General features: G+C 60.7%; 29 protein-coding genes. 25 read left to right on the top strand and 4 right to left on the bottom strand.

Annotated elements, in window-relative coordinates:
• Positions 1–144: 144 nt before the first annotated feature.
• From ruvX to MOP44_RS27585, 5 genes are all read left to right on the top strand, one after another.
• Positions 145–630, top strand: coding sequence for a Holliday junction resolvase RuvX (gene ruvX / locus MOP44_RS27605; protein ID WP_260793791.1), 486 nt, complete (start codon positions 145–147; stop codon positions 628–630).
• Positions 631–708: 78 nt separating this feature from the next.
• On the top strand, positions 709–1,656 hold the full coding sequence (locus MOP44_RS27600) for a phosphate acyltransferase (RefSeq protein WP_260793790.1): 948 nt from the start codon (positions 709–711) through the stop codon (positions 1,654–1,656).
• Entirely contained in the window at positions 1,643–2,770 is a 1,128-nt protein-coding gene (gene buk / locus MOP44_RS27595; RefSeq protein ID WP_260793789.1) for a butyrate kinase, read from the top strand. Before MOP44_RS27600 ends, buk begins: the two co-directional genes overlap by 14 nt.
• A 182-nt stretch (positions 2,771–2,952) precedes the next feature.
• Complete coding sequence (locus MOP44_RS27590; RefSeq protein WP_260793788.1) at positions 2,953–3,456, top strand: GreA/GreB family elongation factor; 504 nt, start codon at positions 2,953–2,955, stop codon at positions 3,454–3,456.
• Between the two features lie 57 nt (positions 3,457–3,513).
• The gene (locus MOP44_RS27585) at positions 3,514–4,221 is read left to right on the top strand and encodes a CDP-alcohol phosphatidyltransferase family protein (protein WP_260793787.1); all 708 of its coding nucleotides are present in this window, start codon (positions 3,514–3,516) and stop codon (positions 4,219–4,221) included.
• An 89-nt stretch (positions 4,222–4,310) separates the two neighbouring features.
• Here MOP44_RS27585 and MOP44_RS27580 read toward each other — a convergent pair whose 3' ends face one another.
• On the bottom strand, positions 4,311–4,808 hold the full coding sequence (locus MOP44_RS27580; protein WP_260793786.1) for a thioredoxin family protein: 498 nt from the start codon (positions 4,806–4,808) through the stop codon (positions 4,311–4,313).
• A gap of 94 nt (positions 4,809–4,902) precedes the next feature.
• Here MOP44_RS27580 and MOP44_RS27575 point away from each other — a divergent pair, with 94 nt between their 5' ends.
• Together MOP44_RS27575 and tatA are read left to right on the top strand one after the other, a co-directional pair.
• Positions 4,903–5,343 carry a hypothetical protein gene (locus MOP44_RS27575; protein WP_260793785.1) on the top strand — a complete coding sequence of 147 codons (441 nt, stop codon included), beginning with the start codon at positions 4,903–4,905 and terminating at the stop codon, positions 5,341–5,343.
• 254 nt (positions 5,344–5,597) lie between these two features.
• On the top strand, positions 5,598–5,816 hold the full coding sequence (gene tatA, locus MOP44_RS27570) for a twin-arginine translocase TatA/TatE family subunit (protein WP_260793784.1): 219 nt from the start codon (positions 5,598–5,600) through the stop codon (positions 5,814–5,816).
• Positions 5,817–6,032: 216 nt separating this feature from the next.
• On the opposite strand, the gene MOP44_RS27565 is transcribed toward tatA, so the two are convergent.
• Positions 6,033–7,364, bottom strand: coding sequence for a VWA domain-containing protein (locus MOP44_RS27565; protein WP_260793783.1), 1,332 nt, complete (start codon positions 7,362–7,364; stop codon positions 6,033–6,035).
• A gap of 340 nt (positions 7,365–7,704) precedes the next feature.
• Between MOP44_RS27565 and MOP44_RS27560 the strand changes: the two genes are divergently transcribed.
• From MOP44_RS27560 to MOP44_RS27530, 7 genes are all read left to right on the top strand, one after another.
• The gene (locus MOP44_RS27560) at positions 7,705–8,772 is read left to right on the top strand and encodes a VWA domain-containing protein (RefSeq protein WP_260793782.1); all 1,068 of its coding nucleotides are present in this window, start codon (positions 7,705–7,707) and stop codon (positions 8,770–8,772) included.
• 185 nt (positions 8,773–8,957) lie between these two features.
• Complete coding sequence (locus tag MOP44_RS27555; RefSeq protein ID WP_260793781.1) at positions 8,958–9,485, top strand: DUF4142 domain-containing protein; 528 nt, start codon at positions 8,958–8,960, stop codon at positions 9,483–9,485.
• A gap of 364 nt (positions 9,486–9,849) precedes the next feature.
• Positions 9,850–10,848, top strand: coding sequence for a hypothetical protein (locus MOP44_RS27550; RefSeq protein ID WP_260793780.1), 999 nt, complete (start codon positions 9,850–9,852; stop codon positions 10,846–10,848).
• 304 nt (positions 10,849–11,152) lie between these two features.
• Positions 11,153–11,971, top strand: a complete 819-nt coding sequence (locus MOP44_RS27545; protein WP_260793779.1) for a hypothetical protein — start codon at positions 11,153–11,155, stop codon at positions 11,969–11,971.
• Positions 11,972–12,190: 219 nt separating this feature from the next.
• Positions 12,191–12,457, top strand: a complete 267-nt coding sequence (locus tag MOP44_RS27540) for a hypothetical protein (RefSeq protein WP_260793778.1) — start codon at positions 12,191–12,193, stop codon at positions 12,455–12,457.
• Between the two features lie 162 nt (positions 12,458–12,619).
• Positions 12,620–13,519: a PhzF family phenazine biosynthesis protein gene (locus tag MOP44_RS27535; RefSeq protein ID WP_260793777.1), complete on the top strand. Its 900-nt coding sequence runs from the start codon at positions 12,620–12,622 to the stop codon at positions 13,517–13,519.
• Positions 13,520–13,977: 458 nt separating this feature from the next.
• Positions 13,978–14,397 carry a response regulator gene (locus MOP44_RS27530; RefSeq protein ID WP_260793776.1) on the top strand — a complete coding sequence of 140 codons (420 nt, stop codon included), beginning with the start codon at positions 13,978–13,980 and terminating at the stop codon, positions 14,395–14,397.
• 110 nt (positions 14,398–14,507) lie between these two features.
• Here MOP44_RS27530 and MOP44_RS27525 read toward each other — a convergent pair whose 3' ends face one another.
• Positions 14,508–14,978 carry a hypothetical protein gene (locus MOP44_RS27525; RefSeq protein WP_260793775.1) on the bottom strand — a complete coding sequence of 157 codons (471 nt, stop codon included), beginning with the start codon at positions 14,976–14,978 and terminating at the stop codon, positions 14,508–14,510.
• 85 nt (positions 14,979–15,063) lie between these two features.
• On the opposite strand from MOP44_RS27525, the gene MOP44_RS27520 reads away from it, so the two are divergent.
• The 11 genes from MOP44_RS27520 to MOP44_RS27470 all read left to right on the top strand — a co-directional run bounded on the left by MOP44_RS27520 (position 15,064) and on the right by MOP44_RS27470 (position 25,588).
• A complete protein-coding gene (locus MOP44_RS27520; RefSeq protein WP_260793774.1) occupies positions 15,064–16,020 on the top strand; it encodes a PLP-dependent cysteine synthase family protein in 957 nt (318 codons plus the stop codon).
• 49 nt (positions 16,021–16,069) lie between these two features.
• Positions 16,070–16,510, top strand: a complete 441-nt coding sequence (locus tag MOP44_RS27515; protein WP_260793773.1) for a M67 family metallopeptidase — start codon at positions 16,070–16,072, stop codon at positions 16,508–16,510.
• Between the two features lie 191 nt (positions 16,511–16,701).
• Complete coding sequence (locus MOP44_RS27510) at positions 16,702–17,613, top strand: hypothetical protein (protein WP_260793772.1); 912 nt, start codon at positions 16,702–16,704, stop codon at positions 17,611–17,613.
• A gap of 128 nt (positions 17,614–17,741) precedes the next feature.
• The gene (locus MOP44_RS27505; RefSeq protein ID WP_260793771.1) at positions 17,742–18,044 is read left to right on the top strand and encodes a MoaD/ThiS family protein; all 303 of its coding nucleotides are present in this window, start codon (positions 17,742–17,744) and stop codon (positions 18,042–18,044) included.
• Between the two features lie 26 nt (positions 18,045–18,070).
• Entirely contained in the window at positions 18,071–19,252 is a 1,182-nt protein-coding gene (gene moeB, locus MOP44_RS27500; RefSeq protein ID WP_260793770.1) for a molybdopterin-synthase adenylyltransferase MoeB, read from the top strand.
• An 84-nt stretch (positions 19,253–19,336) separates the two neighbouring features.
• A complete protein-coding gene (locus MOP44_RS27495; protein WP_260793769.1) occupies positions 19,337–19,867 on the top strand; it encodes a GNAT family N-acetyltransferase in 531 nt (176 codons plus the stop codon).
• 68 nt (positions 19,868–19,935) lie between these two features.
• Entirely contained in the window at positions 19,936–21,465 is a 1,530-nt protein-coding gene (locus tag MOP44_RS27490) for a glycoside hydrolase family 1 protein (RefSeq protein ID WP_260793768.1), read from the top strand.
• A 202-nt stretch (positions 21,466–21,667) separates the two neighbouring features.
• Positions 21,668–24,124, top strand: a complete 2,457-nt coding sequence (locus tag MOP44_RS27485) for an ADOP family duplicated permease (RefSeq protein ID WP_260793767.1) — start codon at positions 21,668–21,670, stop codon at positions 24,122–24,124.
• Positions 24,125–24,219: 95 nt separating this feature from the next.
• Complete coding sequence (locus tag MOP44_RS27480) at positions 24,220–24,537, top strand: EthD family reductase (RefSeq protein ID WP_260793766.1); 318 nt, start codon at positions 24,220–24,222, stop codon at positions 24,535–24,537.
• A 50-nt stretch (positions 24,538–24,587) separates the two neighbouring features.
• Complete coding sequence (locus MOP44_RS27475) at positions 24,588–24,920, top strand: hypothetical protein (RefSeq protein ID WP_260793765.1); 333 nt, start codon at positions 24,588–24,590, stop codon at positions 24,918–24,920.
• 62 nt (positions 24,921–24,982) lie between these two features.
• On the top strand, positions 24,983–25,588 hold the full coding sequence (locus MOP44_RS27470) for a Uma2 family endonuclease (protein ID WP_260793764.1): 606 nt from the start codon (positions 24,983–24,985) through the stop codon (positions 25,586–25,588).
• 4 nt (positions 25,589–25,592) lie between these two features.
• On the opposite strand, the gene MOP44_RS27465 is transcribed toward MOP44_RS27470, so the two are convergent.
• Positions 25,593–26,627 carry a PIN/TRAM domain-containing protein gene (locus MOP44_RS27465; RefSeq protein ID WP_260793763.1) on the bottom strand — a complete coding sequence of 345 codons (1,035 nt, stop codon included), beginning with the start codon at positions 26,625–26,627 and terminating at the stop codon, positions 25,593–25,595.
• Positions 26,628–26,632 lie beyond the last annotated feature (5 nt).

The raw sequence follows: 26,632 nt of genomic DNA, 5'->3' as shown, positions 1-26,632 counted from the left end.
TCCGTACTCTTGAATAAGACGCAAAAATCCCTCTTGGGATTCCTAACCTTAGTAGATTGTATAAAGTCAGGTTGGGTTTCATGTTTCGGCACCAAGGTATAGGTCCGACGGCTGAAATCTGAAACTTAGTCGAAAGAATCGGCAATGAGCGACACACACAAACCTGAACCCGCTGAAGGGACGCCGCCGCCGCGTTATCTCGGGCTGGACGTCGGGACCAAGCGCATCGGCATTGCGGTGTCGGATGAGTTGGGGCTGACGGCGCAGCCGGTGATGACACTGGAAACGCGGCGCAATCCGCGCGAGGATCTGCGCTCGATTGCGCGGCTGGCGCGGCGGCACTCGGTTGTGGGAATCGTGGTGGGGAATCCGCTGCACATTTCGGGTGAGTCGAGCCCGCGGGCGGCCAAGGTGCAGGCGTTTGCCGCCGAACTGGGGGAGCTGACGGGGCTGCCAATTCATCTTTGGGACGAGCGGCTGACCAGCCGGGAGGCCCACCAGATTCTGTATGAGGCGGGGCACGCTCGGCAGGAGCATAAGGAGCTGGTGGATCAGGTGGCTGCGACGTTGATTCTGCAGTCGTTTCTGGATGAGCGGGGGAGGGCGGGGGTGCGCTTGTCGGATCTGTGATACCGCGCACTGTCGGGGATTCCGCGGCTGTGGCAGGGTTTCGGTGGCCGTAGCTTTAACTTTCGGCCGGGGGAATTCATGACCACAACCGCTCCCGCAGCAAACGCAGCCCTCACTAGTTTTGCCGAAATCCGCAGCCGGGCCCGCGAACTTGGGCCGAAGCGCGTTGGAGTGGTTCTGGCCGACGATGATGTGGCTCTCGCCGCTGCGTCGGGCGCGCTGCTGGAAGGCATTGCGCAGCCGGTGCTGATTGGCGATGAGAGGCGCATCCGCGTTCATGCCGAATCGCTTGGGCTGCTGGAGCTTGCGGAGCACGCCGAGTATGTCGCTTCGGACCACGACGCGGGCGAGGCTGCGCGGGTTGCTGTGGGGCTCGCGCGCGAGGGTGGGATCGACATCCTGATGAAAGGCCACCTGCGCACGGATCAACTGCTGCATCCGATTTTGGACAAGCAGAAGGGGCTGCGGACGGGACATCTGCTGTGCGATATCGCGGTTTGCGAATTCCCGGGCGTAAACGGCCCGCGGCTGGTGGGACTGAGCGATGGCGGGGTCAATGTTGCGCCTACGTTCGATCAGAAGCGTCAGATTCTTCTTGCGGCGCTCGGAGTGTTGCATTGCCTGGGCATTGCGCATCCGAAGATCGCGGTTTTGAGCGCGCTGGAGGTTGTGATCGACGCCATGCCCTCCACGAAGGAAGCCCGGGCGCTGGCGCAATTGGCGGCGACGGGAGCGTTTGGCGAGGCGGATGTGTTCGGTCCTCTGGCGCTGGATAACGCGCTGTTTGAATGGGCCGCGCGCGCCAAGGGGATCTCGCACCCGGTGGCCGGACATGCCGATTTTCTGCTGATGCCGAACATTGAAGCGGCCAATGCGCTGGCCAAGGCGGTGATCTTCCTGGCGGGCTGGCGGTTCGCGCACGTGGTGGCCGGAGCCACTGTTCCCCTGCTCATCCCATCGCGTGTGGAGGGCGCGCACGATAAAATGAACTCAATCGCTTTGGGAGTACTGTATGCCGCGCGGTGAGTTCAAGGTTCTCGTAATCAACCCTGGATCCACATCGACAAAGATCGCTGTTTACAGCAATGAGATCCCCGCGCTGGTGCGCACCATCGTCCACTCCGAAGCCGACCTGGCGCCATTTCAGGGACGGCCCGTTCTGGACCAGATTCCTTTCCGCAAGGCAGCCATTGAAGACGAACTGCGCGGAGCAGGTTTCAAGCGGCGCACCCATTTGCATGCGGTGGTGGGTCGGGGCGGCCTGCTGCGGCCAGTACCCAGCGGCGTCTACGCAGTGACGGAAACGATGCTGGATGAGCTGCGGTTGGCGCCGTTCGGCGAGCACGCATCGAATCTGGGCGCGTTTCTGGCGAAGGCCATCGCGGACGAAGCGAACGTCGAAGCCTTCGTCGTTGATCCGGTCAGCGTGGATGAGCTTTGCGACAAGGCGCGCATCTCGGGGTCGGCGCTGGTGCCGCGCCGGTCTCTCTCGCACGCGCTCAACACCAAAGCTGTGGCGCGCCGTTACGCGCGGGAGCGAGGCAGGCCCTACGAAGAGCTTCGGCTGGTGATAGCGCATCTGGGCAGCGGCGTGTCGGTGTCGGCCCATGAGGGCGGCCGGATGATCGACGTGAATCTTGCTGGGCAGGAAGGACCTTTCTCTACCGAGCGGAGCGGCGGGCTGCAACTGCTGGGCGTGGTGGAGCTGTGCTTCAGCGGTCTTTATACACAGCGCGAAGTCTGGGACGCGTTCATTCGCGAGGGCGGCATCTACTCCTATCTCGGCACGAAGGATTTGAGCGAGGTGGAGAGCCGCATTGTCGCGGGCGATGATAGGGCTGCGCTGATTTTCGATGCCATGGCTTATCAGATCGCCAAGGAGATCGGCGCGATGGCCACGGTTCTCGAGGGCCGCGTGGATGCGCTGATCATCACGGGCGGCATGGCGCACTCGCGCCGGCTCATCAGCCAGCTTCGCATTGCGGCCGGATGGATTGCGCCCTTTGTCGTGTATCCGGGAGAAGACGAGCTTGAGGCTCTGGCCAAGGGAGCGCTGAGGGTTTTGCGCGGCGAGGAGAAGGCTCGCGAGCTGGGGTCGGAAGCGATCAGGACGCCTGTCCATCTTGTTCCTGCGGACTGAGATTCCGCTTTCTGCGAGTTTCTACTGGACCGTGAATTGTTTGTGTCTGCAGGGGTTGGCATCGCGGCGGCTTTTTGCACCATCAAAGCTTTGGCCGGCGCAAAGGCCACGCTGCGTATAATGAAATTTCAAGCTTTGGACCCCTCGCGGCCGGAGCGAATCCGCTCGTTTACGGACACCGAATGCCCGATCACATCAAAAATCAGCTTCAGAAACAAATCGCGGAGCTTGAGCATGAGCTCGCCCACGAACTGCCGGCCGAGATCAAGAAAGCCGTCGCGATGGGCGACCTGTCAGAGAACGCCGAGTACCACATGGCCAAGCAGCGCCAGGAGTTTGTCAACGCGCGCCTGGGCCAGCTCAAGCGCAGGATGGCTGAGCTCTCGCTCGTGAACCTGGCGAACATTCCGCGCGACCGCGCCGGCTTCGGATCCACGGTTGTGGTTTTCGATACGCAGAAGGACGAGGAGATCGAGTACCGTTTGGTGACCAGCGAGGAATCGGATGTGTCGAAGGGACTGATCTCGACGACGTCTCCGATCGGACGCGGCATTGTGGGCAAGCGTGTGGGCGATGTTGCGACGATCGTCACGCCCAATGGCAAGCGCGAACTTGAGATCCTGAAGCTCACGACCATTCACGACGAGGCCGGCGAAGAACAAAGCGCTGAGGCCGCGCAGCAGTAGCTCGTTCGGCCGGGCTGTATTCGGCTGAAGCAGTAGAGAGGAACGGAAGCAAAAGCAATGACCTGGACTGGTGGGTTTGGCGCCGCATGTGGCTGGCTGTTAAACAAGATTGTTCACGGCCTGGCGCTCACCCGCATCTCGCCTAATGTTCTTACCTTCATCGGACTGGTCATCAACATTGTTGCCGCGTTCTTCTTTGGGCACGCCAGTGCCGTGAATGCGGGCCGCTACTTCTTCTATGGCGGGCTGGTGATTATCGGAGCAGGCCTGTTTGATATGGTCGACGGCCGCGTGGCGCGCCGCACCAACCAGGTGACTGTCTTCGGCGCGTTCTTTGATTCGGTGATCGATCGCTACTCGGATGTGGTGCTGTTCTTCGGGATCCTGGTGTACTACGCGCGCTCGAATCATCTGCGCTACGTGGTGCTGACGGCGTTCGTGATGGTGACGTCGCTGATGGTGAGCTACACGCGTGCACGCGCCGAGGCGCTGATCGGTTCGTGCAAGGTAGGCTTCATGGAGCGGCCGGAACGCATCGTGCTGATCATTCTGGGCGCGCTGTTCGAGTGGGCGGGCGTGATGGCTCCGGTGCTGTGGGTGCTGGCGGTTCTGTCGACGATCACGGTGGTGCACCGCATCCAGTACACCTACTGGAATACGAAGCACCTGGTGCCGGCTAGCGAGGTGCCGAAGGTGCAGGCTGAGATTGCGGCGCCTGAGTGTGAGCCGGTGCTGGCGCGCGAGAAAGCTGAACTGCCGAGCTAGTCTTTTTCTAAAGCAACGGCTCCAGCCCGTCGAGGACTGGAGCCGTTGCTTTTCTAATCCCTAATAACCTAATCCCTAAACCCTGTTCTTCAGCAGTTGGTTGCCATCATGGAGCAGCCTTGCTTCGATGGCTTCCACTGGATCAGGAAGCGGGTGACGGCGGACTCGTCGGATCGCTGTACGGCCAGTTCGAGTTCCTTGGTTCTGGAGCTGTAGAGCAGCTTGCCGGTTTCGCTCAGCACGGCGACCTCGGGAACGCCGTGTTCGACAGGAACCTGGTAACGCCGGGCGATGTCGAGGTTCTCATCGAGATGGCCGACATTGATGTGCACCACGACGTAGTTGGCGTCGAGCAGGGGACGGTTCTGCTGGTTGTGGAAGTACATGTCGAGCACAATGCAGTCACCGCACCAGTTGCCGCCGAAATCGAGCAGCACGTGCTTGTGCGTGGCGGCCGCGGTCTTGAGCGCCGCGGCGATGTCTGCGTGCGCCTGCGCAGGGTCTGGATAGATGGTGCGTGTTGAAGGCCGCGCTGTTGCTGCAGCCATCAACATTACGGCCGCGAAAATCCATCGGGGAAACCTCACTTCGACAAGCCTCCAATACCTCGATTGTATTGTTTGATTCACTACAGCCCGACTTTGTTACAACGGGCAGGGGCCCTATACTCACTGAGTACACATGAGCGACGAGCTGCGCAAACGCCTGGAATCAACCCCGTTCCCCGACCTGGCTGCCATGATGGAGGGCTATGCGAAGGGCGCTGTCGAGGCGGCGCGCGATGATTATCGCCTTGCTCTCGATTTCACCCCGGCTTCTATTGACGTGCTAGACGAGATCCTGGTGCTGGTGAGCGAGACGCCAGACCACGACGTCGACTACGAGGTTCGCCTGTGGGGCAGCTACCTGGGCGAGATCATCCGGCAGCGTTATGCGGGCGGGTGGGAGATGACGCAGTATCCGGGCGGCACGGTGGCGGTTCCGGCTGTGGACGTGCGCGGGTCGCGGCTGTTTCCGCTGATGAAGGTATATCGGCGTCTCACCATTGGGGAAGAAGAGGACCTGCGCAGCTTTTATGCGATGGTGACGGAGCGGTTGGGGCGCCCGGCGCAGGTGAACTAGAGGCAGGGAGTAGGAAGTAGGGAATAGGGAGTAGCGGGCTGACGCTTCCAACCGGGATTTCGCGTCCTGAGATGCAGCGTGAGCCCTGCTTTGAGCCGATCAATTTTCGGAGCCTACTCCCTACTGCCTATTCCCTACTCCCTGTCCTCTTCACGAGTGAGCTAGCTCACATCCCGCTGAAGCCGTCCTTGTGCGACAATAAAAGATGACAAAGGGCAAGCGGCTGAATTGCGGCTTGCGGAGGATGGATCAACATGGGCGATCTCTTTCAGCCTACTCACTTGTTAGTCATTGCAGTTGTGTTGCTCGTGCTGTTCGGCGCGAAGCGGCTCCCCGAACTGGGCAAGGGCCTGGGCGAAGGCTTGAAGGGATTCAAGGAAGGCCTGAAGACGGGCACTGATCAGCCCTCGACCACTCAGCAGAGCGCCGCGGTGAACCCGCCGCCTGCTCCGAATCAGACCGAGCAGAAGTAAGCTGCTCGCGGAGCGGTCCAGAGCGGGCGCTCCCAACTATAGTTTCAGTCACAGGGAAGGGCCTGCGTGATGCGCAGGCCCTTTGTTTTGCTCGTAAACAGGGACGGTGAGAGACAGGGACAAAGGGACAGAGGCATCCAGAACATTGAAGACTGCCGGCCCTGAAACAAAAGCCCCGCTTGATCGCGGGGCTTTTGTTTTGCTGTTTTTGATTTCTTACTTCTGATCCTGACCAGAGGGCCAGTATCCGGTCTTGGCGGAGACCTCAAGGCCGGGCCGGTTCACGCGGACATCGATCCTGCGGTACTTGCCGTCGATGAGGGGCTCGTGGCTGTAGTAGCCCAGCGTGTACTGGTTGCGGGCTTCCGAGGCCAGCGCTGCGTAGCTGGATTCGATGTTGTTTACGCCGTTCTCGGAGTCGAGCGTGCCACCCGTCGCCAGCGTGTACTTCACCAGCAGGTTGTCATACATGGTGAAGGGCAGGTGGAACCGGCTCAGACGGCCCAGGCCAAAGCGCGCCGCATCGCCCACCAGCGTGCCGTAAACCGCGATGTTGTTGGTCTGGAGATACTTGAGCACTTCCTTGTAGGTGGCCTTGCTGCCGTACTCTTTTCCGTCGGAGATCACGTAGAGCACGCGGCGCCGTTCCTTGGGCCGGGTCGAGAGCTCCTTGGCGGCGGCCAGGATGGCGTCATTGAGGGTGTGGATTTCCTTGGGCAGGGTGATGAAAGTATCGTTGCCCGTCGAGCGGCCCGGTTGGATGTTCGGGTCGGCGCAATTGCCGTTCACGCGAATGGGGCAGCCCGCCAGAGGTCCGCTGACGACCGCGTTCAACTGCTCGGTTCCCGAAGCCTTGGCGGCTTCGAGGACGAACGGGGTGCGTGAGCTCTGTGCGCCGGTAAATCCGTTCGACAGATTGTGGGGCCCGTTCGCGTAGGAGAATACCGATATTTCATCGAAGGGCGTCAGACCGCCTTGCACCGCGCCGAGGGACTGATTGACCTGCGCCATCTGGTCGCGCGGCAGGCTCTGGTCCACGACATAAGCAATGGACAGGGGGAACGCCGATACGGAGAAGAACCGCAGCGGCATAAAGTTGTTGTTCTCGTAAACCTTGAAATCGCGCCAGGTGAGGCCGGCGACCAGCTTGCCCTTGGGGTCCTTCACGGTGACCGGTACCTGAACGAAGTTCGAGTAAATCCGGATGATTTGGCCGTAGTCCTTGGCCGCGTCGGCGCCCTCGGAGATCTTGGGGGGCGGACCCTGCGGCTCCTGCTGGGCCGCTGGCTGAGTGGGAGCGGTGGGCTGCTGCTGGATGTTGCCTTCGCTGTCGGTTCCCGAGGTCATACTGGTCGACTCGGTTCCCGCTCCACCGCCGGGGCGAATCGGTCCGGCCGCGGCGTCGGTCAGCGGTACAGGGGCCTGGGGAGCGGGCGCATCGGGAACAGAGGCCGGCGCAGGCTGCTGTTGCTGCTGGCTCACTCCCGCCGGAATCAGGCTTACACCCAGAAATGCACTCAGCGCCGCTGCTTTGATCTCAAACTTCACCGGTAGTCTTTCCTCCGTCAATCGCCACAAAAAGGCTGGCGCAAAGCCCTGACGACACTACACGACTCTGTGCTCATCACGTCGTCAAGTCAAGGGCGTTTCATCCGTCAGATTATCAGACGCGCCGGGAGGGCACTTGTTTGCCTTAAAGGCAGGGAGTAGGGAATAGGGAATAGGGAATAGGACTGCCGCGTGAGGGATCGGCGGCTGAACTTGAACAACCCGGCCGAAGGAAATCGATTGTCTTGCCTTCTACTCCCTACTCCCTAATCCCTATTCCCTTCACACTGTTTCGTACTATGCTCTCTTCAACACTGGAAACGGCGTCTAATGGTGTGACATGCATTTCCGCAGTCTGGCCTCTTTCGTGTTGTTCCTTCCTGTTGCCGGTGCCGGGGCGTGGGCGCAGCTTGCTCCGTCGCCCGATGCTCCCCCGGTGAGCCATGCTCCCGCCCAGCCGGAAGACGACCAGCCTGTCGCTACTTTCAAGCTTGAGAGCAGCCTTGTGGACCTGTTCTTTACTGTGAAGGACAAGTCGGGCCAGCTCGTTCCGCACCTTAACAAGGACAACTGCACCGTGGAGGAAGACAAGGCGCCGCAGAAGTGGCGTAACTTCACGGCAGAGACCGACCTGCCGCTGACGCTGGGCATCATGCTGGACACCTCCGGTAGCCAGGAGTATGTTCTGCCGCTCGAAGAGGACGCCGGCGCGGAGTTCCTGAGCGAGGTGCTGCGCAAGAAGGACGAAGCGTTCCTGCTTTCGTTCGACGTGGACGTGGACTTGTTGCAGGATTACACCAACAACGCCCACCAGCTTGCCCGAGCGATGCGCAAGGCCCAGATCAATACGGCGGGCGGGAACGGGTCGAGCGGCATTCCCGGGCTGGGAGGCGGCACCGTGCCGACCGTAGGCCAGCCCAAGGGCACGCTGCTTTACGACGCCATCTATCTTGCGGCCAATGAAAAGCTGAGCCAGGAGACTGGCCGGAAAGCGATGATCATCCTTACGGACGGCGAGGACCAGGGCAGCCGCACCAAGATTCAGGACGCCATTGCCGCGGCCCAGCGCTCCAACGCGATCATCTACGTCATTCTCATCGCCGATACGGGATTTTACGGCGGTTTCCAGATGGGCTACGGGGGCTACTCGGCAGCCAAGAAGCTGTCAGAGGAGACGGGCGGGCGCCTGATCAATGTGGGCAACAACGGCAAGAAGCTCCAGGCGGCCTTCCAGCAGATTCAGGATGAACTACGCACGCAGTACGTGGGAACCTACACGCCGTCAAACGCGAAGCTCGATGGCAGCTTCAGGCATGTTGCAGTGAGCTGCGGAGAAGGCACGCATGTCCAGGTGCGCAAGGGGTACTTCGCGCCTAAGGCGGAGCCGGAGAAGGGGCGCGGCCAATAGAAGCAGGGAATACGGAATAGAAAACCGACCCCCGGAGTTCCTGCCCAAAATGGAACCTTGATCCCCTGACCGGCCGGATCTGATCACCCTGATCACACTTTCCTTGGCCACTGTTTATTTCGATCCTGCATCCAAGCTCCCGGTGGAAACCCAGCTTCTCACTTCACATCGGGAGAAAAATCAGAATGAATCGCATGCTTACGTGTGTATGTTGTCTGGCGCTTGCAGTGCCCGCTTTCGGGCAGAAGAAGGCCGAGAAGGCCGGCGGGGATCAACAATTTATCGAGATGGCGGCCCAGACGGACATGGTTGAAGCTAATCTGGGCCAGCTCGCGGCGAGTAACGGAGACGCGCAGCCGGTCAAGGACTTTGCGCAGACGCTCGTGACCGACCACACCAGCGATTACAACCAGCTGAAGACGATTGCGCAGCAGGCCAATCTCAATGTGCCCGATGCGATCGATGCCACCCATAACAAGGCCATGATCGACCCCATGCAGAAGCTAAAGGGCGCCGCTTTCGACAAGAAGTACATCCAGGACATGATCGCAGGACATGAGAAGGCGATCGCGATGTACAAGAAGGAGTCGACTATGGCGCAGAGCGATGCGATCAAGTCGTATGCGACCGCCGCCCTGCCGGTCCTGCAGAAGCATCTTGACGCGGCCAAGGAACTGGCCAAGGCCAAGCCCTCCGCCAAGCCTGCACAGTAACTCATTCAAACGCGCCGCCTGACTCACCCCTCTCCGAGTTCAGGCGGCCCTTGCCTGCCGTCCCTGCCCGCCACAGTAGCCAGCCCTCAGCTACTCGCTCAAGTCAGACTCTCGCCTTCGACCCTTTCGGGAAAAAATTACACAATTCCACGGCTCTGTTGCCTCTCACTGGTGTAAGCGGAGCGAGGTCATTTTTCGTGGTTCGGAACCAAACCGCTGAAAATCTGGGGCTTGCGGTATTTGGGCCGGTTTGGCGCGCCAGATGCATATAGGTCAGGCGTTGACATTGCATTTCCCGGCCGGACTGGGAGCGGCCGATCAGAGAAAGCGGATAACCAACAAACAATTCAGGAGATACGAATCCATGAAGACCTTTATGGTTCTCGCGGTTGCGGTCGTACTTTGCTCTTCTTTCCCTGTTGTCTCGCAAAAGGCAAGCGGTTCCACTCAACAATCCGCGTCGGCGTCTGCGCCCGGAGTGCAGGCTGGCCAGTCGGCTAGTGCTAGCGCCCAGGCCAGCCGCCAGGGCGGTAGCGCGCAGGCTTCGGCTGCGGGCAATGCGTCGGCGACGAACAGCCTCGGCTCTGCCAATGCAGCCAGCGGCGGATCAGCCGCCGGAACTGTACAGATGACTCCCGTGAATGGAGAACTGGTTGGAAGGCTCGATTCGAAGACCGCCAAAGTGGGCGATCCGGTGGTGATGAAGACCACGCAGAAGGCGCGCACCGCAGAGGGCCGGGAAATCCCCAAGGGCAGCAGGCTGATTGGGCATGTGACCGATGTGAAGGCGCACGGCAGCGGGAATCAGGATTCCGAGCTGGGGGTGGCCTTTGATCGCGCTGAGCTGCGCAACGGCGAGAGCATGGCCATTCATTCGGTGATTGAGTCGGTTTCGCCTTCGGCTGCAGCCGTGAATGCGGCTGCGGCGGGAGACGAGGATATGTTTGCATCGGCGCCAGCCCCCGGCGGCGCGGGCGTTGGCGGGGGGGCCATGGGCGTTCGTTCGGGCGGTGGGCTTGTCGGCGGGGGAAGCCGCGGGGCCCTGGGGTCCGCTGGCTCTGTAGCTGGGGGAACCGTAAGTGCCGTGGGATCGGGCACGACCAGTGCCGGCGCAGGACTGGGTTCTGCTGCGCACGGGACGCTGGGCGCGGCCGGCGGCACGACGGCAAATGCGGGTCACGGCGCCCTCACTGGGGCGGGCGCCGGCTCGCTGGGCACGCATGCAACAGGCGTTCCGGGAGTGATGCTGGGCGGCGATGCCTCCGGCGCGGCCTCAGGAATGCTTTCTGCTTCGAACAGGAACGTACATCTCGACAACGGCACCCAGATGGTTTTGGGAGTGTCTTCCGCGGTTGAAAAGTAGCCTTGGTTTGGCTTCGCGGCCGGGCGAATTAAGCCTCCCCCGGCCGCAAAGCCAGAAGCTATTCCGGATCCCGGCCGAGATAGATGTGGCCGAATTTACGCGCCGAAGCGAAACATTTTCGCATTCCCACGGTGCGCTGCAAGGGTTGCCTGGCGTGTAAGACGTTTGTAACGAGTCTCTTCGCTCGAAATTGTTGTTCTTCGTCCATTGGCATGGGCGCTGCAAGAACCTCCGTTGTGTTTCCCGCATTCGCCGGTATATCACCGGGCCTGGGGGTGGGAAACCGACGGAGGTTTATTTATCTATGCGAAACCTAAAGCTATATCTTCCGGTTCTCACGCTGGCCGGACTTATCAACGTTTCACTGGGGGCGCAACAGACAGCGGGGACCTTGCCCTCACAGTTGCAGCCGGCTGACGCAGCAGCACAGCACCAGCCTGACGCAGCGCAGAAGTCCAATCAGAGGGCTGTTGCTGTCACAAGCACCGCGAGTGCCCCGGAAGTGAATAACGGACGGCTTCGCCCGGTAGCTGGGATCCTCGAGAACAAAGTCGATTCCGCGACGGCGAAGGCGGGAGATGCCGTCATCGTGCGCACGACGGACAAGGCCTCCACTGCGGGTGGAGTGGTGATCCCCACGGGATCGAAGATCATGGGACGCGTTGTGGATGCGCAGCCGGCCGGGAATGCAAGCGGAAACGCGAAAGTGACGGTCGTGTTTGATCGCGCACAGTTGACGAGCGGAAAGAGCCTGCCCATCAAGTCGGTGCTGCAGTCAGTCAATACTGCGGCGGAGGAGAGTCAGACTATGGGCGGCACGGCCGCAGTTGCGCCTGCCGATCGGGCAGACGGGCGCGCTGTGCGCGGATCTATGTCGTCGATTGGCGGCAGCGCTCCCACTGGAAAGAATGCGACGGGAACGGTGGTGTCGCGGCAGGGCGATGTGACGATCGAGACGACCGGTGTTCCCGGCGTGCTGCTGGCGGCGAATGCGGACGGGCAGCCGTTTGCGAATGCCTCTGGAGCGCTGATTGGTAACCTGCAGAATGTGCACCTGGAAGACGGCACGCACATCGTGCTTGCTGTCGCCGATGCGGGAACCAGAGCCAGCAAAGCGAAGTAGGTTCGAGTTATCGCGAGTTAGGGCGACTTAGAAGGCAGATCTAAGGTGCGAACGGGAAAACTGCCGCAAAATCGGACACTGTAGCGTTTCGAGACAAATCGTTACTTTTGTATGAGTGGCATGGAGGGAAGTCGTAATCTGGCGCATAATTCGGCTCATCTCTACTATCGGCTCTGTAAAAGAAAACTTGAGCTCGATAGTAGAAAGCAGGAGAAAGCCATGATGCGGGAGCCGATGGTGCAAGAGGGATTCGAAATCAGTCCGCGGTTTCGACGCAGCATCGAAGAGCGGATCGCGCGGCTTGAAGAGGGAGCAGACTTCGACGAGGCGCAGCTTCAGTTTCTCACTGATCAGGATCACATTCGGCGCCAGGTTCGTCTGGTGGCTGTGGAGCGTGCAGAGGCTCTGCGGATGCGCTTATTCCTGGATCGCGCAGGCACGCGTCTGCCGCGGCCTCTGATCGCGCTGGATAAGAAGATTAGTTAGACGGGCAGTGCCTTGTTCGGCCCATAGATTCGATCCCTGCTTGAGCATCAGAGCCGCGTTTCTCTCTTTCCGCCATGGCGCATTTTTTGGCCATCAGTCCGCGAAAGCTATCGTGCAGTCGGGGCGATAGCCTACCTTCAGGGTAGGGACCTGGAGGTAGAGATGAGCGCAGTTCTCGAATACTACATTGCCGACGTGTTCAGCAGCGAGGCGTTCGCGGGCAATCCGCTTGCGGTTGTGATGAACACCGCCGGGCTGAGCACCGAACAGATGCAGACCATCGCCAAGGAGTTCAACCTTTCGGAGACGACGTTCGTGGAGCGTCGCGCCGCGGAGGTTGAAGCCGGAGAAGGCGTGCGGGTGCGGATCTTCACCACGGAGGAAGAACTGCCGTTTGCCGGGCATCCGACCCTGGGCACGGCCAGCGTTCTGAAGCTGAGTGCGCCGGAGACGGTTCGCGACGAGACTGTGAAGCTGGCCGAGAATGTGGGGCCGATTCCGGTGCGGTTCAGCGGCGACGGCCTCTACGGAGAGATGACGCAACGCGATCCCGAGTTTGGAGCGGAACTCGACCGCGGAGAAGTGGCCGGGCTTTGCGGCCTAGGTATCGACGATCTTGACGCGCGGGCCACTCCGCAGGTGGTGTCCACGGGCACGGCCTTCGCGATCGTTCTGCTGCGCTCAGTGGAGGCACTGAGGCGACTGCGCGTGAACCAGAATAGGGCGACTGCCTGGCTCAGGGCACGGGGTGCGCGCTGGTTCTATGTGATGGCTCCAGAGGGCGATGAGGCGCAGGGGGAGGGTGCGAGTTTTCGATCGAGGATGCAGTTTTACGGCGGAGAAGATCCAGCCACAGGTTCGGCAGCCGGGTGCGCGATCAGCTACCTGGTGGGGAAGGGCATTGTGCGGCCGGACGAGAAGGTTCTGGTGAGGCAGGGCATGGAGATCGGGCGGCCGAGTGAGCTTTTTCTCACTGCGCATGGGAGCGGTGTGAGGGTGACGGATGTTCGAGTGGCGGGTAGCACCATCGTTGTTGCAAAAGGCCAGCTTTTCCTGCCGTGATACACACGCTTTCAACAGGAATTCATATTAAAAAATGCTTTCGTTTGTGCGGGCTATGCAATTTCCCTCTGCATGTCCTGGTTTTCCACTGCGATGTTTCGCTTCTTTTTCCCCCTTCACACGCGATTCCGATCACCGTACTCTTGCCAAGCATTGAACAAGAATTCAGCCGGCGAATAAGCCGGAGTTGAACAGGCTTCCAACGCAATCTGGTCGCGTGAGAAGGCTGCTTGTTGCCGGGCCCCCGATTGTCGGAGAGTGTCTTGCGGAGAGGTTTGCCCGCCAGGGAAACTGATCACGCATCCACGCTGCGACGTACGAATCCACCCGGAAGCACAGCCTTCTGCGGCCAAGCGCATAGGTATTTGGACCACGAAAACCTGCCTTCAGGCGGGACAGGAATCGTGTGTCTCTGGTGACAAGAACAATTTTCGGAGTGAAGGAGCGAAGAAGTTTCCATGCGTCCCAAAAAGATCATTCTCTGCGTCGACGACAACGAACAGGAACTCTCAGTGTTGAAGTTCATGCTGTCAACCAATGGATACCGGGTGGTATCGGCCAACAACGCGCACGATGCGATTGCAGTCTTCTCGGAGATGCCGGTCGACCTGGTGCTGACAGATTTTCTAATGCCGCAGATGAATGGGGACCAGCTGGTGAAACGCCTGAAACACATCGCTTCGCATATTCCGATGATCCTGCTCGGCGATCCGGCCAAGATGGGAGATTCGCTGCACGGCGCGGATTTGCTGCTGGCCAAGAAGAACTGCACGGCGCACGATCTGCTCGATCGCATCAAGGTGATGAGCGCGCGCAAGCGCGGGCCGCGCAAGGGAAGCACGCGGATCGTGCATCAGCAGCTAGCGGTGGCGTCGTAAGGTGTTCTGGGTGGGGTTGAGTCCTTGCGGCAGGAAGGAGCCGCAAGGAAGGGCCGGAGAGGCCGGAGGCGACCAATGTGCGCGATGTACAGACGTACCTCAGCGCAGTTTCAATGGCCTTCGGACAGTTCCCAGGGACGCGGCGGCTTTTGCTTTTCCTCTTCGCGTCCGCGCACACGATCGTAGAGGTACACGTCACTGGTTGTGCCGAGCGACTCGTTGAACAAGCCGAGCGCGCCGGTGACGAGGTTCAGTTCCTCAGTGAAGGCGTGGATGGCCTGCAACTGCGCCGCGGTCGCGGGTAATTCGAACTTGGCCGTCGCCAGGAATTTCTGATAGCCGCGATCAAGCAGGCGGGCAATTTCGCCGCGCACCAGCAAACCGGGCGTTACGGCCAGCTTCTCGCCGCCGCTCTCCCACTTTGCATCTGTTACGCCGGGCACGATCACTGCGGCTACGCCGTTCTTTGAAACCTGCATGCCGTGGTCGACGCCCGCGTAGGGAGTCACATCGAATCCCTGGGCGCGCAGCGCGTCCAGCATCTCTTCAAAGTTTCGGTTCTTCTTCGTCTTGCGAGCCATGATGCGCACCAATCTGCGAGGATAAGGACAAGAGTTGCGAAAACTTCCGCACTCTTTATGATAGCCGCTTCCCCGCTCGAAACGAATGAAGACGACGCCCACGCATCCTCGGCCTGGGTTGCTGGTGGCTGACCGCATCGGCAACACACCTCTGTTGCGCCTGGAGAAGGTCGCTCGCGATCTGCCGGGTATCACTCTTCTGGCCAAGGCCGAGTGGGTGAACCCCGCCGGAAGCGTGAAGGACCGCGCTGCGTGGTCGATGGTGCGTGACGCGCTCGACCGCGGGCTGCTGGCGCATGGCAAGACGCTGCTCGATGCAACCAGCGGCAACACCGGAATTGCATTTGCCATGCTGGGTGCGGCTCTCGGCTTTCCCGTGCTGCTCTGCATGCCCAGTAATGTTTCGCCGGAGCGCAAGCACATCCTGCGCGCTTATGGTGCGGAGGTGGAGTGGACCGATCCCGGTCAGGGCTCCGATGGGGCTATCCGGCGTGCGCGCGAGTTGGCCGCCGAGTCGCCCGAAAAGTTTTTCTATGCTGATCAGTACTCGAACCCAGCCAACTGGCAGGCGCACTACAACACGACAGCCGTCGAAATCTGGGAGCAGACCGGCGGGCAGCTCACGCACTTTGTTGCAGGCCTGGGCACCAGCGGTACATTCACGGGCACCACGCGCCGGCTGAAGGAATTCAACCCGGCGATTCAGGCCATCAGCTTCCAACCCGACTCGCCGTTTCACGGACTGGAGGGCATGAAGCACATGGCTACCGCCATCGTGCCATCCATCTACGATCCCGGGCTCGCCGATCGCAATCTCGAGATCGAAACGGAAGCCGCATATAGCGCGGTTCAACGTCTGGGCCGCGAAGAAGGCCTGCTGGTGGGCATCTCCGCGGGTGCAGCAGTTGCGGCGAGCATGAAGATTGCGCGAGAAGAGGCGGCAGCCGGCCGCAGCGCAACCATTGTCACCATATTTCCTGACTCGGCTGACAAGTACCTCAGCGAACGCTTCTGGGAGGAAGAATGGGACTACTCGATCTAGTTCATAGTTCGCAGTTCGTAGTTCGCAGCGCTGAGCAGGAGCGGAATCGATGAGCGTACTCGCAATCTCGACGAAGGTTTATGACGATCTTCGCGCGCACGGCGAAGAGACGTATCCGTACGAGTGCTGCGGCGTTCTGCTGGGGAACTTCGAGCAGGGCAACTGGTCGGTTGTGTCGGCCGTGCGCGCCGGCAACACCCGCACCGACTCGGCGCATAATCGCTACAACATCGATCCAGCCGAACTCGTGCGCATCCAGCGCGATGCGATGCGGCAGGGCCTCGATGTAGCCGGCTTCTATCATTCGCATCCCGATCATCCCGCGCAATGGTCGCAGACTGATTTTGCAGAAGCCCACTGGGTGGGCTGCACTTATGTCATCACCGCGGTGGCGAAGGGCAGGGCAGAGGTCACAAACGCATTTCTGCTAGCCGGGACCACCGAGGAAGACAAGCGCTTCGAGCAGCAGACGATCGAAGTTGCAGGTTGACGAATCCCCTCCCCGCAATTTGCGCGCAGCCGCTTTTACCCGCACAGAATCTACTTGACATGCTGGACTGGCCAGGCCGATAGTCGCGATATTCCACCAATTGGCACTCCCCTGGGTTTGGGCCCCGAAGCATTGCTATTTCTCTATGGGTCATTCCAGGAATCAAGCAAATCAATCAAAGGAGATTGCCAATGAGAATCCTCTGCCCCGTCCTGTTTGGGATGTCTGTCGTTGTCCTCGGCGGAAGCCTCGCCGGCGCGCAGGATGCCATGCCCTCGCCGCCGAAGGTCATCCAGATCACGCGTGAATGGATCAAACCCGGCAAAATGGGCATGGTCCACGACCGTTCCGAAGCCGCCTTCGTATCCCTCAACAATCGAGCCAAACTGCAGGGCCACTATGTAGCCCTGAACTCCATGTCCGGCAAGTCCCGTGCGCTCTACATCACACGGTTCCCTTCTTTGCAGGCGTGGGAGGCCGACAACAAGGTCCTCGCAACGGGCGCGTTCGCAACGGATTTCGATCGTGCGGCCTCCGGCGATGGTGAACTGCTCGACGGCATGGACCAGGCAGTAGGCTTCTACAATCCGGATTTGAGCTTTCACCCGCACGGCGATATCTCGCACGCGCGCTATTACGAGATCACTTCGTTCAGGGTTCGCCCGGGTCACCGAAAGGACTTTGCGGACCTTACCAAAATGTACAAAGAGGCCCTGGACAAGGCAGGCTCGAGCGCACACTGGGCCGCTTACGAGGTGAACTATGGGGCAGACTGCTGCACCTACCTCTCGATCACCGCGCGCAACTCTCTGAGCGAAATCGATGACGAAAACGCGGCTTTCAACAAGGTAATGGAGGCTGCCGGCGGCGAGGACGGGATGGCCAAGATCGATCAGGCATTCGGGCAGGCCATTGAGTCATCCCACTCGGAGCTGTTCAGCATCAACCCGAAGCAGAGCTATCCGGAAGACTCCTGGGCCAAGGCCGATCCGGACTTCTGGAAACCCAGGATGAAAGCCGCATCAGAGGCGTCTGCTCCCAAACCGGCTGCCCCCAAGCCGGCCGCCCAGCCGGCCGCCGCGAGCAAGCCGGGCACCCGCTGAGCGCGCAACTGCAACACTCGAAGCGGCTTCGGGCTACCCGAAGCCGCTTTCGTTTGCGCCCCATGACTTCCCTGATCCCTGTCTCACCATGCATCATCTAATCAGTACCGCGAGGTTATCGATACGCAATGACGATCATTATCCCCACGCCGCTTCGTCAGTATGTCGACGGGCAATCAAAGATCGAGGTCAACGCTCCCACGGTGCGAGGCGCGATGGATGCGCTCACGCTCGACCGCCCCGAGTTGCGCAAGCATCTGTTCAACGCCGAGGGCAAAATACGTGCGTTTGTGAACATTTATCTGAATGACGAGGATGTGCGCTATCTGCCGCAGAAGGAAGATTCGGCCGTGCTGGAGAACGACACGCTGACGATCATTCCGTCAATCGCCGGCGGGTGTAAGCCCTCAGCCGTTATCGAGCAACTGTGAACTTCGAACTGTGAACTGAGAACTCAATGGCTACTACTTTCACTGATACCGCCGCTCTTCCCGAGCTCACGCCCGACGAACTCTCGCGTTACTCGCGCCACCTGATCCTGCCTGAAGTCGGCATGGAGGGCCAGCGCCGGCTGAAAGCCGCAAAGGTCCTCTGTGTGGGAACAGGCGGGCTCGGCTCGCCGCTCGCGTTTTATCTCGCTGCTGCTGGAGTGGGCACGCTGGGTCTGGTCGATTTCGACGTGGTCGACGCCAGCAACCTGCAGCGCCAGATCATCCATTTCACGCAGGACATCGGGCGCAAGAAGCTCGATTCCGCCGAAGAAAAGCTCAAGGCGCTCAACCCTTCGCTCAATGTCGTCAAGCACGAGACGATGCTCACCAGCGCCAACGCACTCGACATCCTCAAGGACTACGACGTCATCGCCGATGGGACCGACAACTTCCCCACGCGCTACCTGGTCAACGATGCGTGCGTGCTGCTGGGCAAGCCGAATGCGTACGGGTCCATCTTCCGTTTTGAAGGGCAGTGCAGCGTGTTCGCTGCGAAGGACGGACCATGCTATCGCTGCCTCTACCCTGAGCCGCCACCGCCGGGACTGGTGCCCAGTTGCGCCGAGGGTGGAGTGCTCGGCATCCTGCCCGGCCTTGTCGGCATTATGCAGGCCACCGAGGCCATCAAACTGATCCTCGGCAAGGGCGAACCTCTCATTGGCCGTCTGCTGCTTGTTGACGCGCTCAGCATGCGCTTCCGCGAACTCAAGCTGCGCAAGAATCCTGACTGCCCGGTGTGCGGTACCAATCCCACTGTCACCGAGCTCATCGATTATCAGCAGTTCTGCGGCATTGTGCCGGAGAGCCCCAAGGAGAAGAATTTGAAGAACGGCATTCCGCAGCTTACTGTGCAGGAATTGAAGGCTCGCATCGATGCGGGTGAAGACGTACAGCTCATTGACGTGCGCGAGCCTTGGGAGGCGCAGATTGCGCAGATCGGCGGCAAGCTGATCCCGCAGAACGACGTACCTAATCGCCTCAGCGAAATCGATCGCAACCGTGAAGTCGTCATTCACTGCAAGGGCGGCGGGCGCTCGCAGCGCATCGCGGAGTTCCTGCAGCAGCAGGGTTATCCCAAGGTCGCCAACGTTGCCGGCGGCATCGGCGCGTGGAGCGACCAGATCGATCCATCGGTGCCGAAGTACTAGCAATACTCCAGCGGGCCCGGCCGATTCAGTTACTCGGCCGGGTCTGCTGACTTCACTTGAGTCGTCATTGTCATCGAGATTCGAATGGCAGATTTCGAGCCCAATATTCTCCGCGCCACGCCCGACGACAGCGAGGACCTGTCCCGCCTGTCGACCGCGCTCTTCCACCTGGGCTGCCCCGCCCATACGCCTGCTGAAGACCTGCTTGCATTCACGTCCCGGGAACTGACCGCGCAGAAATTCCGCGAGTTCATCGACGACCCTGGCAATGCGATTCTTTTGGCGCGTGTGTCGAACCGGCTCGCCGGCTTCGCACTGGTCGCGCAAGCTCCAGCGCCGCAGCAGTCACGTGCAGACGTGGAGTTGAGGAAGTTCTACGTCGATACGCCTTTCCACGGCACGGGGCTTGCGAACGTACTCATGAAAGAGGCGCTCGCGACTGCCGAGGCGGCGGCGAAGGCAGGCATCTGGCTGAGCGTATTCTCCGGCAACCCACGCGCGATCGCCTTCTATCAACGGTGGGGGTTCCGCATCATCGGCGAGAAGACGTTTGTGGTTGGCAAAGATCATCAGCAGGATTACCTCATGGAGAACGAAACTCCCAGTCGCGCATAGGCCGATGTGCGATAGTCTCTTCGAGGCTCCGGTTGACCTACCGGGCTGACTCTATCGAGGAGTCTGCAATGAACCGTCGTCAGTTTGCCGCACGTTCTCTGGCCGCTGTTGCAGGTGCTGCTCTGTCATCCCACTACGCTGCAACGCAGAGTTCCTCTGCTTCGGTTCCCGGCGCCATTCCTGAGTCTGCGATCAAAGCTGCTCGGTTTCCGGATGGGTTCCTCTGGGGAGTCGCGACGGCCTCTTATCAGAATGAAGGTGCTTGGAACGAAGACGGCAAAGGCGAGTCGATCTGGGATCGATTCACGCACACACCGGGCAAGGTGCGTGGCGGCGTTACGGGCGACGTGGCCTGCGATCAATATCACCTCTACCCGCAGGACATCGCGCTAGCCAAGCAGCTCAACGTCAAGAGCTATCGATTTTCCATCTCGTGGCCGCGTATCCAGCCAACCGGAGTGGGCGCGCCGAACATGAAGGGGATCGATCACTATAGCCGCTTTGTCGATGCGTTGCTCGAGGCCGGCATTCGCCCGTGGTGCACTATGTACCACTGGGATCTGCCGCAGGCGCTTGAAGACCGCGGCGGCTGGCCCAATCGCGACCTGGCAAACTATTTCGCGGATTATGCCGGCATTCTCGCCAAGCATCTCGGCGACCGCATCACCGTGTGGGCGCCTTTCAACATGCCGTGGGCAATCGCGTTCATGGGCTATGCGGCCGGCGCATTTCCACCATGCCGGACGAGCTTCAGTGACTTTTTGAAAGCTACTCACACGCTGGCCCTGGCGCAGGGCCAGGCGCACCGCGCCGTGAAAGCGGCGTCGGGGAAGGCCACGTTCGGCAGCGCGTATGAGATGGCGCCCGCTTACCCGAAGACGGACACGGACGGCGACCGCGCGGCTGCGGCGCGCTATCACGCGATGAACAACGTGTTCTTCCTTGAAGCTGCGATGACGGGCCGTTACCCAAATGCGTTTGTGGGCGAGCCGCCACTCGATGTGATGGGCTTCAAGGCCGGCGACGAGAAGATCCTTTATGCACCGCTGGACTGGATTGGCCTCCACTACTACACGCGCCGCGTGGTCTCCGATGCAAGCAAGGAGAAGTTTCAGAGCGGAGGGAATTTCAGCGGCACCGAGATTGAGAGCAACTCGCCGGGCGGCCGCGATCCCTACACGCGCTTCCGTGCGGGGATGCCTACCGAAGGACCGCTGACCGATGCCGGCCTGGAGATATGGCCGCGCGGCATCTACGACCTGGTGACGAAGATCAGCCACGACTACAGCCTTCCGATTGAAATCACCGAAAGCGGCTGCAGTTATTTGGACTCACCCGACGAACACGGGCGCGTCCCCGATACGCGGCGCATTCAGTGGTATCGCGACGAACTTGCGGAGTTGTCGCGCGCGATCGCAGAGGGAGCCAAGGTCCGCGCGTTTCATGCCTGGACGCTGCTCGACAACTTCCAGTGGGCAGAGGGTTACACCGAGCGCTACGGGCTGATCTACACAGACTTCCGCAACCAGAAGCGCACCATCAAGGATTCGGGCTACTGGTACGGGCGCGTAGCGGCCTCGAATCGGCTGGATGTGTAGCGCAAGTCGCGCTTGACATATTCTTATATGGGAATGCATTATTCCTGCATGCGTTACAGAGCAAAATCGGGCCGCTTCACGTTTTCTCCACGACGTTTTGACAGCAATCTGAAGGATAATGACCTTGACATTGGTTGAGATCGGTTGATATCAACATAACCGAGGCACGCTTCCCCAAAATCCGGGCCCTGGGAGGTCACCCATGCTCTTCCTGCACGATCTGCGCATCGCTATCCGCTCGCTTTGGCGCGTGAAAACCTTGTGGTTCACGGTCGCCCTCACGCTCGCGCTCGGCATTGGCGCCAATGCCGCCATCTTCAGCGTTGTGCGCGCTGTGCTGCTCAAGCCGCTGGCCAACCGCGACGAGAGCCATCTGCTCTACATTCGTCAGAGCGCCCCGGGGCTCGGCGTGGAGAACGCGACGTTTTCTGTCCCTGAGATCAAAGACATCGGCGAAAATCTGCACGCGATCAGCAAGCTGGGCACCTTCTCCACGATCGGCTTCACGGTCGTCGGCCTCGGCACCCCGCGCGAAATCCCGGCCGGCGTGGTCGACGGCAACTACTTCGACGTGATGGGCCTCAGCCCTGTTCTCGGCCGCCTCATTGGGCCCGCCGATGACGGCCAGAACGCACCCGGTGTGGTGGTGCTTACGTATAACTTCTGGCGCGAAGCCATGCACTCGGACCCCAACGTGCTGGGTAAGCAGGTTCGGCTGGAGAGCTACTCTGGCGCGCGCTCCGCGACTGTGATTGGCGTGCTCCAGCCCTCCGTGCCTTATCCGGTTGCTACGGAGATCATCGCCAACGTCGTCACCAGCCCTCATCACCTCTCCGCCACCATGGTCACCGGCCGCGAACACCGCATGACCGAGGTCTTCGGCCGCCTTGCTCCGGGCGCCACTCTTGACTCGGCCCGCGCCGAACTCGACACCGTTTACGCCTCGATGGTCAAATCCCACCCCGAGGTCTACAAATCCGGCGATCGCTACCAGATCAGTGTGAAGCGCATGCACGAGCAGATCAACGCCCGCGCCAACACCATCCTGTGGATTCTCTTCGCCGCCTCAGGCTTGCTCTTCGTCATCGCCAGCTCCAACGTTGCCAACCTGGTACTCGCGCGCACGGTGCGCCGCGAATCCGAACTCGCCGTTCGCTCTGCCCTCGGCGCCTCCACCACAACGCTGCGCCGGTCCCTGCTGGCCGAGAGCCTTATCCTCTGCGTTAGCGGCGCAGTGGCTGCCATCTTGCTGGCCATCCCCATGGTGAAGGTGCTGGCCAAGTACGCCTCGCGATTCAGCGTGCGCGGGAGTGAGATATCCCTCGACTTCAGCCTGGTCTGGTTCGGTATCGCGCTCGCCATCATCGCGGCCGTGTTCCTTGCCTATATTCCGCGCCTGCCTAAGGCGGATTCGCCGCAGGGCGGCCTCACCGGCCGCGGCACGCGCGTGGCCGGGGGAAGCACCCGCCGCCTGCGCGTCTTCGCCGTCACCCAGATCGCCGCATCGTTCCTGCTTCTCGCGGGGGCCTGCGTGCTGATGAAGACCCTCTTCGTCCTGGAGAACACGCGTCCGCCGTTTTCTTCGGACAAGGTGCTCGCCGTCAATCTGCCCGTGATGAACTATGGCAAGACTCCGGAGCAGGTGCGTCTGTTCTACCACGATGTTGAGCGACGCATCGCCACGCTCCCTGGAGTCGAACAGGTCTCCAGCGGTTTCAGCGTTCCCTGGCGCGATGAGCAAGCGCTCAACATCGCCTTCACCTTTGCTGCTCAAGGCGCGCGCCGCGCCGATGGCCAGGACTTCCGCGCAAACTTCCGATCGGTCTCGCCCGGATTCTTCGCCACCATGGGGATGCCGCTCATTGCGGGCCGCGACTTCAACGACGATGACCGGGACGGCCACGAGCGCGTCATCATCATCAGCCAGAGCCTCGCCAAGCTGCTCTACCCCGGACAGAATGCGCTCAATCGCAAGCTCTGGTGGACGGATGGGGTCATGAAGTTCATCGGCATCAGCCAGGAGCCGCGCCGAATAATCGCGGTGGTGCCCGACCTCGACGACGAGAACCTCATCCCCTCCCCCGCCATGACCGTCTATCAGCCGGTCGACCAGGAGTGGTCGAGCGGTCGACTCTTCGTGCGCTCCAAACAGGATGCTTACCAGCTTGTGCCTGCGATCACGCAGGCCATCCACCAGCTATCTGGCGACCAGCCCGTGGAGAAGCCCAGCACACTCGGTGACATCCGCGCGGAAGTTCTGGCTCCGGATAAGTTGAACGCTGTCGTCTTCGGCGGATTCGCCGCCGTCGCGCTGCTCATTTCCGTCGTTGGTGTCGCAGGTGTCCTCGCATTCTCGGTCAGCGGCCGCACGCGCGAATTCGGCATACGCATGGCGCTGGGTGCGCAGCGCAGCAACATCCTCAAGGATGTCCTGGTGGATGGCGCTGTGATGGCCTGTATCGGCGTAGGCGCCGGCATTGTCATAGGCGCGGCAGCAACACGCGCGGTCGATAAATATGTCACAGCGCTCAATCAGCCGGGAATTCTGGCATTCGTTGCTTCTGCCCTGGTGATCCTGCTGGCTGCGGTTCTGGCTTCGGCGGCTCCGGCGGCGCGCGCCGCGCGCATCAACGCCGTGGAGGCGCTGCGTACGGAATAAGCCCTCCACCAATGCTGAAGGCTCGGAACCGATGGTTCCGAGCCTTTCGCTTTCTGTCACTCAGCTAAGGTGTCTGGTCGCGTATTGTGGAAAGCATGGTCCGTGTCTCCATCTTTTACCCCTCCAAACCCGGCTGCCGTTTCGATGTCGACTACTACCTCAACACCCATATGCCGCTGGCGATCGGAACGCTCGGTTCGGCGATCAAGGCAGTGTCCGTGGAGATCGGCATGGTTGGCGGCATGCCCGACCAGCTTCCGCCGTTTACGGCGATCTGCGCCTTCACCTGCGAGAGCGTGGAGGCATTCACCTCCGCTTTCCTGCCCAACGCCGACGTGTTGCAGGGCGATATCCCCAGCTACACAGATATTGCGCCCGTGATCCAGGTGAGCGAGATCCGGCTTTCGCAATAGTCATTCAAGGTGATGGAAGAAGCCGCCGTGCGGAGTATCATTCCGTCATTATGCGATTTGATACTTACACTCGAACTGTTCTTACTGTCATTGCCGTGGCGCTCGTTGCGATCGCGCTGCGGCCGCTCATTCATCCCACGCCGGCCGCGGCGCAAGCCACCAGCCAGGATCTGTACATCGAACCCGGCGTCTATCTGCTGCGCTCCCCCGATGCCATGAAGCAGCAACTCGGCAAGGTCGTAGTCGACATGCATACCGGAAACATCTGGGGCTTCCCGACGGCGAGCGATACGCCGTACCCGGTGATCGTCAGCGGCTCAACGCCGCCCACATCAGAGCCGTTCCTGCTCGGACGGTTCGACCTCGATGCTGTTCACAAGTAGGCGCGCTCACACCCGACCTGCGACTGTGCCAAAATAGAGACGCAGTCAGGAGCGCCGGCCGCATGCAAGCGTTCGTCGAAATCCCGGTCCTTCCCCCGCGCAGCATCGTGCTGCATCCTCCGCTGAGCGACGAGGAATTTGAGACTCTGTGCGAACGCACAGAGTTCGTGCAGTTGGAGCGCACGAAAGAGGGGACCATCCAAGTGAACGTACCTGCAGGCGGCACGGCAGGCGAGGGCAACAGCGAGATTATTCGGCAGCTTCGAAATTGGTGGATTCAACACCGGCGCGGCCGGACGTATGACTCGAACACCGGTTTCTTTCTCCCCGATGGCTCTATGCTGAGCCCCGATGGGGCCTACCTCACGCCTGAACAGCTTGTGGGACTCTCGCAGGGCGAGCTTGCCCGCTTCCTGCGGCGCGCCCCAGCCTTTATTGTGGAGTTGCGTTCTCCCAGCGACCGCCTATCCCCCGCGCTCGAGAAAATGGAAAACTGGATTGCCAACGGCGTTCAGGTGGGCTGGCTGGTCGATCCTGCCGAGCGCAGTGTACACATCTACGAACAAGGCAGGCCGCCGCGCATCGAGTCGTCGTCGACCATCATCGGTACTGGACCAGTCGAGGGCTTCGTACTTGATGCGAGCGAAGTCTGGCGCTGCTACGAGTAGCCGCTTACCGCGTCAGTTCCACCGGAGTGGTCCGCGGCGCATCGCCGCTCTTCGGGTTATCGTCCATCTTCCCGAAGATCATTTTGCCGCTCGCGGTTTGCAGCACGCTGGTCACCGAAATATCCACGGAGCGGCCAATCATCTTGCGCGCGTGATCCACCACAACCATCGTGCCGTCGTCGAGGTAGCCGACGCCCTGGTTGTACTCCTTGCCTTCCTTCAGGATCAGCACGGTCATGCGTTCCCCGGGCAGAACCACCGGCTTGAGCGCGTTGGCCAGGTCGTTGATGTTCAGAACCTCAACGTGGTGCAGGTGCGCCACTTTGTTGAGGTTAAAGTCGTTGGTGACGACCTTGGCTTCCCATTTCTTGGCCAGCTCCAGCAGCTTCAGGTCGACTTCGCGGATGGTCGGGAAGTCCTCCGACACGATCTGCACCTGGAGGTTGGCATTGCCCTGCATCCGCTGCAGCATGTCGAGGCCGCGGCGGCCACGCTGCCGCTTGCTGGAATCGGTTGAATCCGCAACCACTTGCAGTTCGCGCAATACGAACTCCGGAATCACCATGACTCCGTCGATGAAGCCCGCCTCCGCGATGTCGGCAATGCGGCCGTCGATGATCACGCTGGTATCCAGCACCTTCGCCGAGCGCTTGGCGGGCCGGTCGGTATTGAAGAAGGTACCCAGCGCCGCGGGATTCAGCAGGTCGCCCTTGTTGGCGCCCACCAACAACCCGATGTAGGTCATTAGCAGCAGCACAAAGATCTGCAGCACGGCCGACGTGTCTTTGGTGAGTTCAGCCGACCGCAGCACCAGGCAGAACAGCGCCGCGCCGAAGATGCCCAGCACCGACCCGAAGACAGCGCCAATAAGGCGTCGCAGGCTCAGAGCCCGCACCCGGAATTCGAAGACGATGACGGCCCCTGCAGCAAACCCGCCCGCTAACGCACCCTGCCATGCTGTAAGTCCGAAGGGGCGAAGGAAATAACAGACAACGCTTAACAAAACAACGAACAGAACACGCAGAAGAATGAGATCCATATGAC

Source organism: Occallatibacter riparius, from assembly GCF_025264625.1.
GTDB lineage: Bacteria > Acidobacteriota > Terriglobia > Terriglobales > Acidobacteriaceae > Telmatobacter > Telmatobacter riparius.
This window is presented reverse-complemented; position numbering and strand designations above follow the sequence as displayed.

Coding starts and splice junctions, on each gene's coding strand:
- ruvX (WP_260793791.1), top strand. CDS start 145: ATGAGCGACACACACAAACCTGAACCCGCTGAAGGGACGCCGCCGCCG.
- MOP44_RS27600 (WP_260793790.1), top strand. CDS start 709: ATGACCACAACCGCTCCCGCAGCAAACGCAGCCCTCACTAGTTTTGCC.
- buk (WP_260793789.1), top strand. CDS start 1,643: ATGCCGCGCGGTGAGTTCAAGGTTCTCGTAATCAACCCTGGATCCACA.
- MOP44_RS27590 (WP_260793788.1), top strand. CDS start 2,953: ATGCCCGATCACATCAAAAATCAGCTTCAGAAACAAATCGCGGAGCTT.
- MOP44_RS27585 (WP_260793787.1), top strand. CDS start 3,514: ATGACCTGGACTGGTGGGTTTGGCGCCGCATGTGGCTGGCTGTTAAAC.
- MOP44_RS27575 (WP_260793785.1), top strand. CDS start 4,903: ATGAGCGACGAGCTGCGCAAACGCCTGGAATCAACCCCGTTCCCCGAC.
- tatA (WP_260793784.1), top strand. CDS start 5,598: ATGGGCGATCTCTTTCAGCCTACTCACTTGTTAGTCATTGCAGTTGTG.
- MOP44_RS27560 (WP_260793782.1), top strand. CDS start 7,705: ATGCATTTCCGCAGTCTGGCCTCTTTCGTGTTGTTCCTTCCTGTTGCC.
- MOP44_RS27555 (WP_260793781.1), top strand. CDS start 8,958: ATGAATCGCATGCTTACGTGTGTATGTTGTCTGGCGCTTGCAGTGCCC.
- MOP44_RS27550 (WP_260793780.1), top strand. CDS start 9,850: ATGAAGACCTTTATGGTTCTCGCGGTTGCGGTCGTACTTTGCTCTTCT.
- MOP44_RS27545 (WP_260793779.1), top strand. CDS start 11,153: ATGCGAAACCTAAAGCTATATCTTCCGGTTCTCACGCTGGCCGGACTT.
- MOP44_RS27540 (WP_260793778.1), top strand. CDS start 12,191: ATGATGCGGGAGCCGATGGTGCAAGAGGGATTCGAAATCAGTCCGCGG.
- MOP44_RS27535 (WP_260793777.1), top strand. CDS start 12,620: ATGAGCGCAGTTCTCGAATACTACATTGCCGACGTGTTCAGCAGCGAG.
- MOP44_RS27530 (WP_260793776.1), top strand. CDS start 13,978: ATGCGTCCCAAAAAGATCATTCTCTGCGTCGACGACAACGAACAGGAA.
- MOP44_RS27525 (WP_260793775.1), bottom strand. CDS start 14,978: ATGGCTCGCAAGACGAAGAAGAACCGAAACTTTGAAGAGATGCTGGAC.
- MOP44_RS27520 (WP_260793774.1), top strand. CDS start 15,064: ATGAAGACGACGCCCACGCATCCTCGGCCTGGGTTGCTGGTGGCTGAC.
- MOP44_RS27515 (WP_260793773.1), top strand. CDS start 16,070: ATGAGCGTACTCGCAATCTCGACGAAGGTTTATGACGATCTTCGCGCG.
- MOP44_RS27510 (WP_260793772.1), top strand. CDS start 16,702: ATGAGAATCCTCTGCCCCGTCCTGTTTGGGATGTCTGTCGTTGTCCTC.
- MOP44_RS27505 (WP_260793771.1), top strand. CDS start 17,742: ATGACGATCATTATCCCCACGCCGCTTCGTCAGTATGTCGACGGGCAA.
- moeB (WP_260793770.1), top strand. CDS start 18,071: ATGGCTACTACTTTCACTGATACCGCCGCTCTTCCCGAGCTCACGCCC.
- MOP44_RS27495 (WP_260793769.1), top strand. CDS start 19,337: ATGGCAGATTTCGAGCCCAATATTCTCCGCGCCACGCCCGACGACAGC.
- MOP44_RS27490 (WP_260793768.1), top strand. CDS start 19,936: ATGAACCGTCGTCAGTTTGCCGCACGTTCTCTGGCCGCTGTTGCAGGT.
- MOP44_RS27485 (WP_260793767.1), top strand. CDS start 21,668: ATGCTCTTCCTGCACGATCTGCGCATCGCTATCCGCTCGCTTTGGCGC.
- MOP44_RS27480 (WP_260793766.1), top strand. CDS start 24,220: ATGGTCCGTGTCTCCATCTTTTACCCCTCCAAACCCGGCTGCCGTTTC.
- MOP44_RS27475 (WP_260793765.1), top strand. CDS start 24,588: ATGCGATTTGATACTTACACTCGAACTGTTCTTACTGTCATTGCCGTG.
- MOP44_RS27470 (WP_260793764.1), top strand. CDS start 24,983: ATGCAAGCGTTCGTCGAAATCCCGGTCCTTCCCCCGCGCAGCATCGTG.
- MOP44_RS27465 (WP_260793763.1), bottom strand. CDS start 26,627: ATGGATCTCATTCTTCTGCGTGTTCTGTTCGTTGTTTTGTTAAGCGTT.